General features: G+C 69.3%; 10 protein-coding genes and 1 pseudogene. 2 read left to right on the top strand and 9 right to left on the bottom strand.

The features are described 5' to 3' along the window. Nucleotides 1-16: 16 nt before the first annotated feature. The 9 genes and pseudogenes from ACFC51_RS20230 to ACFC51_RS20190 form a co-directional block, all read right to left on the bottom strand. On the bottom strand, nt 17-1591 hold the full coding sequence (locus ACFC51_RS20230; RefSeq protein WP_376529974.1) for an AMP-binding protein: 1575 nt from the start codon (nt 1589-1591) through the stop codon (nt 17-19). A 238-nt stretch (nt 1592-1829) separates the two neighbouring features. Then, nucleotides 1830-2156: a thioredoxin family protein gene (locus ACFC51_RS20225; RefSeq protein WP_376375233.1), complete on the bottom strand. Its 327-nt coding sequence runs from the start codon at nt 2154-2156 to the stop codon at nt 1830-1832. Nucleotides 2157-3167: 1011 nt separating this feature from the next. Then, a complete protein-coding gene (locus ACFC51_RS20220; protein WP_376529972.1) occupies nt 3168-5723 on the bottom strand; it encodes a WD40 repeat domain-containing protein in 2556 nt (851 codons plus the stop codon). Further along, nucleotides 5720-8524, bottom strand: a complete 2805-nt coding sequence (locus tag ACFC51_RS20215; RefSeq protein ID WP_376529970.1) for a hypothetical protein — start codon at nt 8522-8524, stop codon at nt 5720-5722. Before ACFC51_RS20215 ends, ACFC51_RS20220 begins: the two co-directional genes overlap by 4 nt. An 8-nt stretch (nt 8525-8532) precedes the next feature. Continuing rightward, nucleotides 8533-8904 (bottom strand): hypothetical protein, encoded by a 372-nt coding sequence (locus ACFC51_RS20210; RefSeq protein WP_376375147.1) that lies wholly within the window; start codon nt 8902-8904, stop codon nt 8533-8535. A 409-nt stretch (nt 8905-9313) separates the two neighbouring features. Beyond that, a complete protein-coding gene (locus tag ACFC51_RS20205; protein WP_376530089.1) occupies nt 9314-9721 on the bottom strand; it encodes a hypothetical protein in 408 nt (135 codons plus the stop codon). 49 nt (nt 9722-9770) lie between these two features. After that, on the bottom strand, nt 9771-10373 hold the full coding sequence (locus tag ACFC51_RS20200) for a hypothetical protein (protein WP_376529968.1): 603 nt from the start codon (nt 10371-10373) through the stop codon (nt 9771-9773). 126 nt (nt 10374-10499) lie between these two features. Next, the gene (locus ACFC51_RS20195; protein WP_376375236.1) at nt 10500-10901 is read right to left on the bottom strand and encodes a hypothetical protein; all 402 of its coding nucleotides are present in this window, start codon (nt 10899-10901) and stop codon (nt 10500-10502) included. A 167-nt stretch (nt 10902-11068) separates the two neighbouring features. Then, nucleotides 11069-11947, bottom strand: a pseudogene (locus ACFC51_RS20190) (IS630 family transposase); the annotation flags it as partial. A gap of 416 nt (nt 11948-12363) precedes the next feature. On the opposite strand from ACFC51_RS20190, the gene ACFC51_RS20185 reads away from it, so the two are divergent. Then, entirely contained in the window at nt 12364-12693 is a 330-nt protein-coding gene (locus ACFC51_RS20185; RefSeq protein ID WP_376529966.1) for a trypco2 family protein, read from the top strand. A gap of 48 nt (nt 12694-12741) precedes the next feature. Next, entirely contained in the window at nt 12742-16215 is a 3474-nt protein-coding gene (locus ACFC51_RS20180) for a tetratricopeptide repeat protein (RefSeq protein WP_376529964.1), read from the top strand. Nucleotides 16216-16373: the final 158 nt, after the last annotated feature.

Here is a 16373-nt window from a genome sequence, read left to right as displayed (position 1 = left end):
GCCACCTCAAGTCACGCTACCTGCGAGGGCCGTCGCCTTGCCTGCTCTGCAGGCGCAGCAGCTTCTTGTCGGGCTTGCCCGCGTCGGTCAGCGGCAGCGCGTCGGTGAAGTGGACGTGGTCGGGTTCGTACATCGAGCCCCGGCCCTCCCGTACCCAGGCCCGCAGGTCTTCGGTGCTCACCTGGGCACCGAGGGCGGTGACGACGGTGGCGTGGATGTCCTCGTGGCCGCCGTCGCTCTTCAGCCCGTAGACCGCGGACTGCCGCACCGCAGGATGGGTGTCGAGGAAGTTCTCCAGTTCGGTGGTGTACACGTGGCCGCCGACCACCGCGATCATGTCCTTGATCCGGTCGACGACGCTCAGAAATCCCTGGTCGTCCAGCAGGCCGAGGTCACCGGTGAGGACCCAGCCGTCGCGCAGGACCTCGGCGGTGAGGCCGGGGTTCTTCCAGTAGCCCTCGAACACCTGGCTGGAGCGGACGCAGATCTCCCCCACTTCCCCTGTCGGCAGCACCCGGCCGCTCTCGTCACGGATCTCGACCTCGACCCCGGGCACCGGACGCCCGGCCGTGCGCAGGATGCCGGGGCGGTCCGGGTCATGTTCGGCGGCCGGCAGCACGCTGATGGCGCCGGCCTCGAACTGGCCGTAGCCCTGCTGGAGGACAGGACCGAAACGGCGTACGGCTTCGGCGATGCGGGCCGGGGAGGAGGGGGTTCCGCCGTAGGTGATCTGGCGGAGGCTGGAGGTGTCGGTGTGCTCGGCGTCTGCGTGGTCGAGGACCTGGTAGAGCAGTGGGGGGAGCAGCATCATGTTCGTGATCCGTTCCCGGGCGATCGTGGCCAGGATGTCGGCGGGTTCGAAGGCGTAGTGCAGCACGACCGTGCCGCCCGCGGACAGGGTGCCGTCCGCGATGAACCCCGCCGCGTGCGACAGCGGTGTGCACACCAAGTCGCGCCGTCCCGTCCCGCTGAACAACTCCCGGGTCAGGGTGATGGCGGCCTGCATCCTCCCGAACGTGGACCTCACTGCCTTGGGGTGACCGGTCGTTCCGCCCGAGTGCCGGATGAAGCACAAGTCCTTGGGGCCCGCCCCGCTCTGCACGGGGCCGTCCGGCTGCTTGTCGGCGAGGGCCAGGAGGTTCTCACCGAGAGTCGCCGTGCCGGGCCCGGCATCGGGTACCTCGCCGAGCAGCAGGATCTGCTCGATCGGCGCCACCGCATCGATCAGCTCGGCCGCGCGCTCGGCCAAGCGCGGATCGACGATCAGCGCGTAGGTGTCGACGTCGGTCATCATCAGCGCCTGCACGCCCGCGGCCAGCCGGTTGTAGAGGTGATTGAAGTGCGCGCCGAGCAGGTTGACCGCGTAGCGCACGGCGATCGTCTCGGGAAGGTTCCCGCAGAGCATGGTCACCGTCCGCCCCGGTCCCACTCCCCGCTCACCCATGACTCGTGCCATCCGGTACACCAGTGAGCGGAACTCCGCAGCGGTCAGCCTGTTCTCACCGCTGATCAGGACCGGGACGTCCGGGTCGTCGTTCAAGCCCTCGAGGATGATCTCGGCGTAGTTTCGGAACTCTGGCAACGCGGACAAGGCGGGAGTCCTTTCAGTGGAGCGGCTTCGCGGAGTCCGCCCGGAGTGACTGCGATGGCATCCTCCCGGGCCGCCATCTCGTCACCATGACCCTTCAAGTGAACGACCGTCACCGCGGGGCTTCCTGGCTGACCGCATATCAGAGCCGTACGCCCGGGCACACGGGCACACGGGCTATGGCATAAGGGGCTAAAGGCAGACGGGCCTGATGTGCCGCGCCGGGCGGTGGAGGCGAGATCTACAGGTTGGCGTCGACGAACTCGACCAGCTGGCCCTTGCTCAGGGCGCCGACCTTGCGGGCGGCCTCGACGCCCTTCTTGAAGACAATCAGGGTCGGGACGCCTGTGACGTTCTGCTGGGGCGCGGTGGCCGGATGCTGATCGATGTTGTGCCGGGCGACGACGAGGCGGCCTGCATAGGTCGCCGCGAGTTCGTCGACGTACGGTTTGATCATCCTGCACGGGCCGGCCCACTCGGCCCAGAAGTGCACCAGAACCGGTCCGGGGGCGTGCAGGACCTGGTCGCCGAAGGTGGCGTCGGTGGTGTCGAGGGGTGTAGCGGTGATGGGATCCACCTTCCTGCTGCGGCGAACCTGGAGACACCAGGCGCCGACACGTGCACGGGGTCAGCGGCCGGGTGCGATCACACCGGCCCGTGCCACCCCACCAAAGGGCCGCCATGCTGGACAAGGACCGAACAGGCCATCGTGGACTGCCGCCGGAAGCGGTCCCGCACGTCCGGCGGGCTGCCGGCGCAGCCATCAATGACTTCATCGGCCGCATCGGACACCCCCTTGGCAGTCATCCGCAGCAGCCCTGATTCACCCGAGGGCCGGGGTCTTCGCCTAGCAGGTCGGAGCAGCCGCCACGATCCCGGAGCCCGCAAGAAGGGGGCCCGCGCCGACGGAGACGGTCCCGGATCGCGCGGCACGATGCTGCGGCTCGCCGGCCCGGTTCATGGTGACGGGCCCCGGCGGCGTGCTGATGAGGACAGACGACGGTGGAATCGACCGCGACGACCCGGTTGAGGTCACCTCTGGCATCGGCCCGTACACGCAGGGCAGCAGTCACACGCTTCCAGATCCCGTCGGCAGCCCCCTTCCGCAGCCGGTTGCGGGCGCGGCCTTCCCAGAACCGAAACACGAGGACGACGGTGTGCTGCGCCTGCTGGGCGACAACGAACGGTCACCGGCCAGCGGCCCGCCCGCAAGAGTGTCTCCGCCCACGGTGCTCATTGATGAGCGAGGACCGGTCCGCTGACGCCCAGGTAGTGGTCACAGACACGTCCCGTCCTCGCCGAGCAGCGCGCCCCGGATCGAGGCCGGCCTCCTGCCGCGGCTGCTGTACCCGCACAGACACCCCCTGAGCCCTCGCACCCGACAGCCCCGACGGCCGCCCCGCCCCTCCATGAGGGGGCAAGGTTGTCCATGTAGTTGACCATCCGTATCTGGGAGAGGTCGTGCCACACCGTCAGGACGTCGATGCCCATGCCCTGGCCGCCTCAGCGGGTCTTGGCCCGGAGTCGGTCCGCAGGGCTGGCCGTGGCCCGCACCTGGGCCACGGTTCCCGCGGAGGCGTCAGGAGATCCCGCCCTCCGCCTCCAGGGGCACCACCGGGCTGTCGGCCCCGGGAGCAAGCCAGCGCTCGACCGAGTCCACGAAGGTGAGCCGCTCCGCAGAGCCCACCGCGCCCAACGAGCGCCGGAGCTCCGGATCCCCCGTGATCACGACGACCCGGGCGGCGGCGACCGCCTCGGCGACTTCGGCGAGGATCGCCGCCCGCAGCGACGACCGGCCTGGCTTCACCAGCGGGGCGCTCCAGCCCGTCGCCCTCAGATAGCCCCTGAACTTGTCGAGCTCGGACACTTCGGGGCAGGGTACGACGGCGCGATGCGGCCGACCGCCGGACAGGTCCGCCCGGAGCGCGCCGAAGTCGAGAAGCCGCCCCTGGCTCGCCCGGTTGCACCACTGCTGGTCGACGACGAGGGTGACCTCGGGGTCCGTGAAGAGCAGCGGTGTGACCGCCGGCGTCGCCGCCGCCGCGGCCATCACCTCCAGCAGAGTCAGGCCGCCGTGCCGGTCGGCCACCAGCAACCGCCCGTCCCACGAAGTGACCACGCGCGGAAGTGCTTTGGGCATCAGCCCCGTGTGACGGCCCGTACGCGTGTCCCAGCACTCCACCAGACCGGCGTCGTTGACCGAGGCGACCCAGGACCCGTCCTGCGCGACGGCGATCGAGCGGATCCTGGAAGGCCCCTTGCCGTCCCGGACGGCGCCGACGGGGTCCTTTGCGGTGAGCTCCGCCGCCGGTCCGGCACCGCCGGTCCGCCGACCGAGCAGCCGTCCTCCGGGCTCCAGACCGGTGGCGTCCCAGCTCACCAGCCGCCCTCGGTCGTCCCCGGTGACGACCCTCGCCCCGTCCGCGGTCACCGCCAGCGCTCTTGTCCTGCTCCACACCCGGCCCAGAGTGCGCATCGCCCCCGGGCGTTCCAGGTCCCAGCGTGTGAGCTCGCCCGTCTCCCCCACGGTGATCACCCAGCGGCCGTCCGGCGCGACGGCGGGCACGCTCCCGCTGCCTCGTCCGATCCAGACCGGTTCGACACCGCCCGCGGGTGGATCGCCCGACGGCCACAGCAGCAGGTCGCCGTCTGCCATGCCGGTCAGCAGAGTGGTCCCCCCGAGGACCGCCGCGAGGTGCCGGACCGTTCGTCTGGCACCGTCCGGCGGACGCACCACCACCGGCGGATCAGCGGGAGCAGCCGGGTCGCGCACCACCAGACTCCCGTCCTCCCCGCCGCAGGCGAGCCTGCCGTCGGCGAGGAACGCCAGATGGCTCACCGGGGAGTCCCAGATCAACTCCGGCCCGGGAGCCCGCGTGCCGTCGGGGCCGCTGTCCGTCGGAGTCCAGCGATGGATCCCGTCCGTACCACCGGTGACGACCGAGGAGCCCGTCGGATCGACCGCGACCGTCCACACCTCGATGTCCCAGGGGCCGGGAGGCTCGGGGTCGGAACGGTCCCACACCATGAGGAAGCCGTCCCGTCCCCCGGTCACGGTCACTCCCGCCTCGGCGGACACGGCGGTGACGCCCCGGTCATGGGTGCCGAGCGCCCTTGGCCGCTCCTCCCCCGTATCGCTCGTCCAGTGCATCACACGGCCCTGCGCGGTACCGCAGATCACACCGGTGAGCGGTCCCGCCAACTGGTAGGCCGCTCCCGTGAGGGGGCCGGCCCGGCCCATCGGCCGGGGTTCCGTGCCGGGGGCGGAGGCGTCCCAGGCCAGCAGCGTTCCGTCGCGGCCGACACTCACCGTCCTGGAACCGGGCCCGGTGACGAGCGCGGTGATCTGCACCGGTCCGTGAACGCCCAGCAGCATGGACGCTCCGTCACCCTGCTCCGGGTCCCAGCGCCGGACTTCGCCGCCGCGCCCTCCCGTGCAGAGCAGGCCCGTCGTGGGATCCACGGCGAGCGCCAGGCACCCTCGGCCAGGCTCGCCGATCCTGCGACCGCCTGTGCCGCCGTCGCGGTCCCAGCGCATCAGGAAGCCGTCGTCGCCGACCGAGTAGATCGAGCCGTCGTTCCGGTCGACCACGACCGAGCGTACGTAGTCGTGGTGCCGCCCCAGAAGACGGCTTTCGTATCCCCCTGCGGTCGCGCTACCGCGCCTACTCCACTCGACGACGTCCCCCGCGTGGTCACCGGTCACGAACCAGGTGCCGTCGGAGCCCCACGCGAGCGCGCTGACCCAATGGCGCAGCACTCCCAGGGGGGTCGGCCGCACCTGCGTGCCGGTGGTCGGCACGAGCCTGACGAAGTGGTCGGCCGCGGCGAACGCGGCCTGCGCGCCGTCGGGCGACAGAGCAAGTGCGGTGATCTCTCCGAATCCCGAGGCCAGTCGCCGCCGGGCCCGGCTGGACGTCCACAGCGTGTTCAGGGCCGGGTCGCCCGCGGTGCGCGCGAGGCGCCGCAGCCGGTTGGCTGCGGGATGTGCCAGGGCCTCGTCGCCGGTCCGCGTCCGCGCCTGGTGGAGAAGCTGCTGGGCGAGGACCTGCTGGCCCAGGGAACCTCCGGGAGAGGCGAGTTCCGCGGCCTGGGCCCGGAGCGACCCGAGCAGCTCCGCGACGGTGACGGTCAACGAGGCCTCCGGCGTGGGTAGAGCGCCGCTTCGGACGCGGTGTGGAACTCGTAACCGGGCTGCCCCTTGCGACCGGTCTTGTAGCCGATGATCCGGGCCTGGATCTGGAATCCGCCCGGGACGGGGACGATCAGCAGGGCGGTCTCCGTGATGCTCAGGCAGCGTCCGGTGTCCGGACTCAGCGGGCCCAGCGGATCGTAGACGTGCGTACTGAACTTCCCGGTCTGCTCGACCACGGCCTTGGGATAGCGCCGGCGCAACTGCTGCAGCGCGTCGTGGGCGTCGGCGTGGGTGGCGAAGGTACGCAGGGACTTCTGGCGACGGGGGTTGCCTTCGAGCCGGGATATGAGCGGGTCCGCGCCCCAGTTCGGGTTGGGGCTGTCCGGCCTGGGAGGGTAGGGGTCACCCCGCGGCGTGGTGTCCGGCTCTGCCAGGAGGGACCACCCGACTGTGTCGCGGCGCACCGACAGGCGGGTGTACTTGCCCCGTACGCGGCCCTTGCGGTCCTCCTCTGTCAGCCCGTGGTCCAGGATGTAGAGCGTCACGTGGTCGCTGCTCCGGCTCTCCTCGTCCTCCTTCGCCGTGGTGTAGGTGGCGCGGATCCTGTCCAGGCGGTCCACCGCCTCCGCTTCGGTGGCGAAGGTGGCGGCGCCGATGAGGATCTCCTCGATCAGCTTGTGCCCGGCCCTGGCGTAGAAGGGCTTGGAAGTCCCGGGCCGTGAGGGCCGCTTCACCTTCGGCCGGGACGCCTGTGTCGCGAGTCCGGAGGGCCGGGACGGCGCGCTCGCGTGCACCGCGGGCGGCGCCGGCGCGCTGTCGGGCCGGCCCTCCGGGGCCGTCCACAGCTCCTGCTCTGCAAGGGACGGGTCCGCCTCCACCATCGCTTCGATCTGATGCACGACCCTGGCCGGCCCCAGGGGCAGCGTCCCGTCCGGGCCGGGGTGGGCGACGCAGGTCTCCGCCCAGTCCCAGCGTTCCAGGAGGGTCCTTGCCCAGACGCGGGCCTCCTGGGGCTTCCGCCGGTCGCGCAGCGCGTCGGCGATCACCGTTCCCACGTCCGCCAACGCGGCCCGGCCCGCGACCGGATCCCATGCCGCGCCCGACGGGCCGAGCGGGGTGCGTGTCAGGATCCAGCGGCGGCGTTCGGCGTGCGGACCGGTCCGGTGGTCGGAGGGTTCCATGCCCAGCACGGCCTCACGGAGCGAGGAGTGCCCCAGGCGGTAGGTCCGTTCCTCGCCGGAGACCGTGTAATGGGGCCGTAGGGGGCCTGCGGCGATGCGATCCAGGGCGTTCAGCCCGTCGGGGTTGACCGGCAGGTCCGCCACCTCCCACGCGTCGAGGAGGTCGTCGAGGGGGCGTCCGTGCGGGAGGACCGACAGCATGGCGAGGAACCGCTCCATCGAACGCCACTCGATGAGTTCCTGGCGCGCTTCGTAGTGCCGGCGCAGGCGGCTCAGTGCCGCGCGGTGGTACTGGACGGCGTTCTCGGCCACGGGCTCACCGGCGAGGCCGTCCGGGGAGAGAATGCCCTGGCGGAGCTCGTGCAGATACCCTGCCGCCACGAGGAAGAGCCCGCCGCTGAGCTCGGCCACACGCTCGGCCTTCCGCCGGCGGTCCGACTCGTCGTCAGGCAGAACTTCCAGCAGGCCGGTGGAGGCGAAGTCGACGATCTCGGCGACCGCGTCGCCATCGCCGAGGTGGACCTCCTCCGCGGCCTCCAGCCAATCGGGCCGGTACTGGCTCGCCACCAGCACCTTTAGGTTCCACTCGGCGAACTGCGGATGCTGTCCGAGCAGATTGCGCAGCGTGCGCAGCGCCGGAGCCCCGAAGGCCTCCCACTCGTCGAGAGCGTCGACGATCATCACGAGTGTGGTCCCGGCCAGCCCTTGTGATGCGCGGGCGGCGAGCGCCGCGTACAGGGTCTCCGCCGCCGCCCCTGCTACCTCCTGCGCGGTCACCTGTTCACCGACGACCGAGCCGTGGTTGTTCACTACCGAGATGTCGATGTCCCGGACCGGTTGCGGACGACCGGTCAACAGGCTTCCGATCAGGCCGGTCAGGCTCATGCCTTCCGCGTCGAACGCGTCGGCCATGTCCTGGATCAGCTTGACGGGGGCCGTCCAGGTCGGTGGGTCCCGACGGGTCCAGTCGCGGACGGAGCAGTGGGCGATCCGGACAGCCGGCAGCACGGCAATGGCATCGGCGGCGTCGTCCAGCAGGAAGGACTTGCCGGTGCCGGACGCGCCAGTCACCAGCATCACGGCGTGCGCCGACCGGTCGGTGGCCCATGCCGTGATCCGATCCAGCCGGGAGACCCGCCGGTGCCGTTCCCGGACCTCGACCGTCCACGTACGCGAAGGGACGGGCAGATGGGTGTCCCGCACTGACGCGACGACCATGCGGCAGCCCAGTTGGCCGAGCGCGTCCGACGCACGGGCAGCGAAGAGCACCGTGCCGTGGCCTCCGAAGCTACGGATCAACAGGTCCAGGTCGTCGACCAGCACCAGGAGGGACGCCGGCGGTCCGGATCCTTCCGGCAGGCCGTGGACGCCGCCCATGACGGCGTCCTGCAGGGCACTCATCCGGAGCGTGGCCGCCGGGTCAGCGGGTGCCCCGACCCGGATGACTTCGGTCCCCGCCCCGGCCTCCGCGGCCAGCACGTCGAGCACCTGCACCTTGAGGGGCGACGGAGGGCCGGTCAGCCACACCACGGGGGCGACTCGCCCGGCAGGGGCGGACCACCAGGCCCGCAACGCGGCAAGGGCTTCTCCGGCACCGACGGTGGTCTGCGGTGCGGACACCGGGTCCATCACTTCTCTTCGTATCCGATGAACTTCCCGTTCTCGTCCACGGTGTCGAACCTGCCTCGCACGGACGTCTCCCCGCTGGCCGCGGAAGCGGCACTGCGCCTCGCGCCCGTCGCCTCTCCCTTGAGTTCCCTCACGTCCAGGTCCACGTCCACCGCTCCGGGCCGGACCGCTCCGGAAGGCTGCACCGGCGGAACGGGAGGCCCGGGAGGGTTGTTCGCACCCCTGCTCAGGCTCCGCCGCCACTCCAGCGCGGCCCAGGCGACCACCACGGCAAAGACACCTGCCGCGACCGTCCAACTCCACTGCCCGGTCAGAATATTGACCCCGGCACCGACCAGAACTCCGAGCACGACCGACAGAGCGGCTTCCACACCCTGCCGCCACTGAGATCTCGCACCAGCCACTGTTCCCCCCATTCGCGGCCCTTGCGGAGGTTCCCGCATATCCACCACACATTCCCCACGCAAAGGCCCTGAAATCACGGGGAACCGCCCGGCCTCACCAGCAGGCGGCCCGAGGGCTGGTGACCTCGTCAATTCCTCGGTGTGCCGGACGACCTCAGAGGCCGGGCTGGCCCGGGCGCCCGTGCGCCCGGCCGTTCACCGGGCCCGAAGGCCCGCTCCGTGGACTCGAACAGACTTTCACCGCTGCACTCGCCGACGCCCACCTCACTTCGTCAGACCGCCAGCACGCCGGCACGCCGGCACGCCGGCACATCGGCACGTCAGACCGCCAGCAGGTCAGCACGTCAGCACGTCAGCACGTCAGCACGTCAGCACGTCAGCGCTGAACGCGGGGCGCCGGCCGGAGCGATCCGGCCTGGCGCCGGTCGCTTCGGGTACGGTCATCGGCCGTCGGCCGCCATCCGCTCGCACCGTTTTCCGCTTGATCCTCACTCGCTTTGACGCTCTGGCCGAGAGTGACCGGCTCCTGCGCAAGGGCGTACTGGCCAACTGCCTCGAAATGGAGGCACTCGCCGGGCTCGTGCGCGCCTTCGCCCACATGCTCACGAAACTGCGAGGACACGAGTTGCCGGCATGGATCAAAGCCGCCACGGCTGCAGGCCTGCCCAGCCTCCAGCGATTCGCCCAGCCCTTCGAACGCGACATCGACGCCGTTGTCGCCGGCCTCTCCCCCTTGGAACTCAGGTGTCGTCGAGGGGCATGTCAACCGGATCAAGATGCTCAAACGCCAGATGTATGGACGTGCCGGCTCCGACCTGCTGAGGAAGCGGGGCTTACTCGCCCGGTGAGCCATCGGCCCCAGAGCGCAGATCGTGAATCGCGAACATCGTGCCTGAGGGGTGCCCCTCGCACACCTCACCGTGCAGTTCCTCAGGGCGCAGTGCCCAAGCGATGGCCTCGCCCGGGCCGAAGTACGAGGGATCGAGGTGGAACGTGGTCCTGGTTCCGTACGGCCTGCGCGCGAGACGCTCTTCCCAGGCGCCTGTGGGAGCCACCCGGTCCAGCTCCTGGCTGTAACCACGGCCGTCCAGCCAGACCTCGATGATCGTGCGGACGCTGAGCGCGGCGGCTGCTGCCGGAGCCCATCGGTCCTTGTCGAGCAGCGATGCGTAGAACCCGGGAAGGGGACTTTGACGCTCGTCGGCGCTGTGCAGTTGATCGTCCTCCACCACGAAGCTGAGGTCGGATGTGATCTCGACGCTGATCTGCCCATGCGTGCCATCACGGCGGTGCAACGCGTCCCAGGCCACTCGCTGAAGCACCTCGGTGGGCAGCTCCGGGCTGTCCCGCTCCACACGGAAGTACATGGCCGGACAGGCCCGCACGTGCTCCTCGAACGCAATCACCCGATGCTGATCGGCTGTACAGCGCTCCACTCGCCCTCCCTGTCATCGCGAATGCACTCGGCTACCACGGCAAGACCACAACCCGCCCGGTCACCGAAGCCGGTGGAACCTGGAGCCGATACGCCTCGGGCGACACCAACGGTGAAGCGCGGCTGCTTACGCTGGGGCCGCTGATTCTCGCTTGTCCTCAACGTGGACGACGTGCAGCTCGGTGCCGTCCCGGTGGCGCTTGGAACGTCCGAACAGCCCGACAGCGATCTGCGACTCATTCTGAGGTTCATCGACACCGACATAGGTAAGGACGTCGTTGTGGTGCCCCGTGACAACCCATCCCTCGACGTCCTTGACGTCGATCACCCCGAAGTCTCCTGCCGAAGATCCGGCATGCGCCGGGCCGAACTTCTTCAGGAGGTCGGTTGCCTGTTCAGCAAGCTCCCCGTCCGGAGCGGTCAGCACGACACAAGTGCCATGCTCGAACAGCACCCACGACTTGCGAGGGTCGGCGAGAAGCCGCTGCCAGACGTCTATCAACATCTCGGTTTCCACACTGATCATCATGCCGCAGAGCACCGACACAGGGTGACGATCGGCCGACAGTCACGGCGAATACGCCACTCCTGAACTTGCGGGCCCACCAGTCCCGAGGCCGTAGCCGAACCGGACGGTGACAACTAGTGACCTGAGTCGGAGATTCGGTGGCAGTAGGCAGCGACTTTATCGAGGATCTAGTCGGCGGTCCTGGTCCAGACGAAGGGTCTTGGGTGCTCGCAGTCGGTGAGCCAGGACCGGATGTCGCGTTCGAGGGCTTGGACGGAGCGGTGGACGCCGCGCTTGAGCTTCTTCTGGGTCAGCTCGGCGAACCACCGCTCGACCAGGTTGAGCCAGAACGCGCTCGTCGGGGTGAAGTGCAGGTGGAACCTCGGGTGGGCCGGCAGCCACTTCTTGATGCCGGGCGTCTTGTGGGTCGCGTCGTTGTCCAGGGTCAGGTGAACCTGGAGGTCGTCCGGGACTTCCTTGTCGAGCTTGGTCAGGAACTTCATGAACTCCGCTGCCCGGTGGCGGCGGTGGAGGGACCCGATGACCTTGCCGGTGGCGACCTCAAGGGCGGCGAACAGAGTGGTGGTGCCAGCCCGGATGTAGTCGTGGCTGCGGCGTTCGGGGACGCCGGGCATCATCGGCAGGACCGGCTGGGACAGGTCCAAGGCCTGGATCTGCGACTTCTCGTCCACGCAGAGCACCAGGGCCTTCTGCGGCGGATCAAGGTAGAGCCGGACGACATTGCGGATCTTGTCGATGAACAGAGGATCCGTCGACAGCTTGAACGTCTGGGACCGGTGCGGTGCCAGGGCGAACGCCCGCCGGATCCGCGAGATGGTCGACTGTGACATGCCCGTCGCGGCCGCCATCGAGCGGGTGGACCAATGAGTGGCGTTCTTCGGGGTCCCCTCGAGCGTCTTGACGATCACCCGCTCGACGTCGGCATCGGTGATCTTCTGAGGGACGCCGGGCCGCGGGTCGTCGCACAAGCCGTCCAGGCCGCGTTCGAGGAAGCGGCGCCGCCACGTGCGGACCGTGTCCGGCGTGACCCGCAGCCGGCGGGACAGGTACTGCGGTCAATTTCCTGACCAGCCGGTGGTCATTGGTCCTCCCCCCGGGCAGCGGCCAGAGCCCAGACCTGATCCCGCTCGGCCTGCTCCAGCCCAGAATCAGCCGGTGGTCGTGGTCACACCCGCGTTCACGAGCAGGGCATCGGGCCTTCGACGGGGCCTTCCCACGAGAGCCTTGTCCATCACCACGAGATGTCCGTTTCCGATCCCCAGGATCCAGCGTCTCGCACGTGACCTATCCGGAGTCAAGGCCCGCACTCAGGCTCAGGGCACCGCTGCGTCGCCAGGCATTCGGCAGTTCCCTCAACCCACCGACCGCCTGGCGACAAGTGCGGTTTACTTCCGGGCATATAGGCGGATGCGCCTCACTTCGATCCGGAGGAAGAAGCGCTATGAGATGGAGGGGCTCGGGGATGGACAACAGGACTGGCTCGGACGAGGGCTGGATGGATCTGGCGGACGCGGTCACTCTGCTGCGGGATCAGATCGCGGAGTCCCAACGCCGTATCGCCGATCCTCGAGGCCAGGGTCACCAGGGTGTGCTTTTCACCATGGGCGAGATCACTCTGGACCTGGGCCTGGAGTTGACCGGCACCAAGGGCGTCAGCGGTGGCCTCCGCTGGAGTGTGGTCAGCCTGGGCGGCAAGAAGGAGAGCGGTCGCAAGGCCACCCACACCATGACGGTGAAGCTCACCCCGCACCAGCCCGGAGGCGGGGACGTGGACGTCAGCGACGACGAGTAGCACCGCGGGTCAGCAGGGTCACAGGGCAGAAGATCAACAGGGGGAGCCGTGGAGTTCGACCGCCGGGTGCAGATCCGAGTAAGGCGGGCAGGCAGGAACACGCGTGGATTCGGGTCGGGTTACCTGATCGCGCCAAGGCTGGTCCTGACCGCCGAGCATGTCCTGAACGAGATGGACCCGTCTGGCGAGGTCGGCACGGTGACCGTTTGCCGGCCGGACACGAGCGACCGCGAGTTCCCCGCCACAGTGCGCTGGCGGCGCCAGAGCAATGCCTTGGACGCAGCGCTGATCGAGATCGACGATACGCCCCACTGGCCAGTGCCCGAGTCGCTCACTGACCTGCTCACGCGCCCGCCACAGCGCTTCGGCCAGCTCATCGGCCCCCGCCCCCACCAGGTCGGCCTCACAGGCTTCCCCCGTCTGCAGAAAGACCTGCTCGGTAGCCGCCTAGACGAACACCTGACCGGCCACATCAAGCTGGGTACCGGCGCACTCGCCGACCGCTACGAGATCACTAGCACCGACCCCACCCCTGCCGGCCCGCCCGCCAAGAGCGGCAGCCGCTGGTCGGGGATTTCCGGTGCTGCGGTCTTGGCGGACGACGGCTACGGCCAAGACCTGCTGTGTGGCACCGTACGCCGGGACCGTATCGCCGATGGCGGTACCCGCCTGACCGCGACCACTGCTGCCTGCCTCCTTGCTGACCCCGGCTTCCGCACCTTAGTTGCCCAGCACACAGGCTGGGAACCTGTCCTCGAACCCATCGAGCCCATCGCCCTGCTCCACTCCGCCGCCGTCGACCGCACCTTCCGGTCACCCGCCGCGCTGCTGCGCGCCGACGCGGAGGCTGTTTCCTTCCAGGGCCGCGACCGCGAGCTCACCAGCCTGCGCGCCTGGTGCGAGAAGGGAACGGCGGCACTCGCGATCCGCGTGATGACTGGTCCCGGGGGGCAAGGCAAGTCCCGCCTCGCCCGACGTCTCAGCGACACCCTCAGCCGCGAGGGGTGGGTCACCGGTCACCTGCGCTCGGACCTTACCGACGACCCGGCGATCGACGGTCACCCACCCGACTTCACCACCCTGAACACCGCCCTCCCCCTTTTCCTCGTCGTCGATTACGCCGAAACCCGCCCTCGGCTCCTGCGCCGTCTCATCACCCATCTCCATGGCTCCCGCCACCGCGTGCGGCTGCTGCTGGTGGCCCGTGCCGACGGTGACTGGCGTACCGGGTCCTTCCAATCCGTCCCCGCTGTCCGAGATCTCCTCGAAGAAGCACCCATCACCCTGCTCGCCCCGCTCATTCCCGCTGACCACCCGGAGGACCGACACACGGCCTTCGGGTCCGCTGTCCGCGACCTGGCCCGCCTGCTTCCTCAGCTTCCCTCCCTGCCTCCACACGACTGGGCATCCCTGGCCGCCGCCCTGCAGCCCCCCGCAGACATGCACGACCGTCGCTACGACAACGTGCTCACCCTGCAGATGACCGCTCTGGTCCACCTCCTGCAGCGAGGACCGCGACCCGCCGACACGGCCCACGGAACCCCGCCTGAGCGCACTCTCCTCAAGCACGAGGACCGCTTCTGGGAAGCCAGCGCGAAAACGCCCGCTCACCATCTCGGCCTGGAGGCCGCCACTCTCGGGGCCGCCGTCGCCGTCGCTGCCATGTGTGGCGCCGGCACCCAGGACGAAGCACTCCGAGTGATCAGCACCCTGCCCGGCCTGCCGGCCCACAAGACGGTCTCTACCGCGGCTTGGCTAGCCTCCCTGTACCCCGCCACCGGAACCCGCTACTGGGGCTCCCTCCAACCCGACCGTGTAGCCGAGTTCCACGCCTCACACGCGGTCGATGACGGCGGCGTTCCACTGCCATCCATCCTTGCCGCGGGTTCCAACGGACAACAGGTCCAGACGGTCACCGTCCTGGCCCGCGCCGCTATATCCCACTACAACAGCGGCCGCACCGAGGACAGCGTGCGCGTCCTGCAGATCCTCGACGCCACTCTTGACAAGACCTCTCTGCCTCACCTGGCTCTCCAAGCAGCCACCGCAGCCCTTCCGCATCCGTCCCGGATCACAGCCCCTCTCGCGCTGAAACTCACCAGCGCGCTCGCTCAGGCGGATCGGCGACTCGCCGTCGAGAACCCCTCTGCGCACGAACCCGACCTCGCCGCCTCACTGACGAAACTCAGCGTGGATCTCTCCGACGTGGGGCGTAGAGACGAGGCTCTGGACGCCGCGGAGGAAGCGGTGAGCATTCGGCGCAGGCTTGCGGCCGGCGACCCCGCCACCCACGAACCCGACCTCTCGACCTCCCTTGCCAACCTCGGTGTGCGGTACTGGGACGTGGGACGTCACACCGAGGCTCTGGACGCCGCGGAGGACGCAGTGAGCATTCGGCGCAGGCTTGCCGCCGGCGACCCCGCCACCCACGAACCCGACCTCTCGACCTCCCTTGCCAACCTCGGAAATCATCTGTCGGAAGTCGGCCGATACACCGAGGCACTGACCGCGACTGAAGAAGCTCTGCACATCAGGCGAAGACTGGCTGCCGGCAACCCGGCAGCCTACGAGCCCGACCTCGCCAGCTCACTTTCCGATTTCGGGAATCATCTGTCGGAGGTCGGCCGTTACGCCGAGGCCCTGACCGCCGAGGAGGAGGCACTGGGGATCAGGCGAAGACTCGCCGCCGACAACCCCGCCGCCCACGAGCCCCACCTCGCCCTGTCGCTGTCCAACTTCAGCGTGGATCTGTCGGAGGTGGGGCGGCACGCCGAAGCACTGGCCGCAACTGAAGAGGCTCTAGACATCAGGCGAAGACTCGCCGCCGACAACCCCGCCGCCTACGAGCCCGACCTCGCCCGGTCCCTGGTCAACCTCAGCGCCGATCTCTCCGAGATGGGACGGCACGCCGAGGCGCTGACCGCAGCGGATGAGGCTGTGCGGATCAGGCGAAGACTCGCCGCCGGCAACCCGGCAGCCTACACACCTGGCCTCGCTCTCGCGCTGTCCAATCTCGCGAGTCCACTGTCGGAGGTAAGGCGGCACGCCGAGGCGCTGACCGCTGCCGAAGAAGCTCTTGACATCAGGCGAGGACTCGTTGCTGACAACCCCGCCGCCCACGAACCGGCCCTGGCCCGGTCCCTGGCCAGTGTCAGCGTCCGGCTTGGCGCCCTTGGACGTCACACAGAGGCCCTGAACGCAGCAGAGGAGGCCCTGGACATCAGGCGAAGGCTCGTTGCCGACAACCCGGCCGCCCACGAACTCGACCTCGCCAGTTCGCTGTCCGAAATTGCTGGGCTTCATGCAGCGCAGGACGACGCGTCCAGGGCGCTGGGAACGACGGAAGAGGCTGTGGAAATCTACCGCCGTCACCTCGCTACGACTCCCACCCTCCTTCCAGCGCTCCATAAGGTGCTGGAGATGCAATCGTCGGTACTTGACCATCTTGGCCGCCCAGAGGCCGCAGAGGCAGTTCAGTTCTGGCTCCGCGAGAATCCCGTCCCGGCTGACCCTCATACCTGACCGATCACCTGCCTGCAGCGGCGGGCCGACCCCCGCCCGGTGGAGCGATGCCGTCCCCCGGATACGGTCCTCTGGAGGCCGTCACCTGTAACAAGGTGAAGCTAAAGAAGAGCTGCAGCTGCACGCCAACGATTCGGAGCTGTACCCGAAGACGATCT

Origin of the sequence: Streptomyces sp. NPDC055962, assembly GCF_042270185.1 — a bacterium.
In the GTDB taxonomy this organism is placed as follows: domain Bacteria; phylum Actinomycetota; class Actinomycetes; order Streptomycetales; family Streptomycetaceae; genus Streptomyces.
Note: the sequence above shows the minus strand (reverse complement) of the source record. Positions and strands in the feature narration are given on the sequence as shown.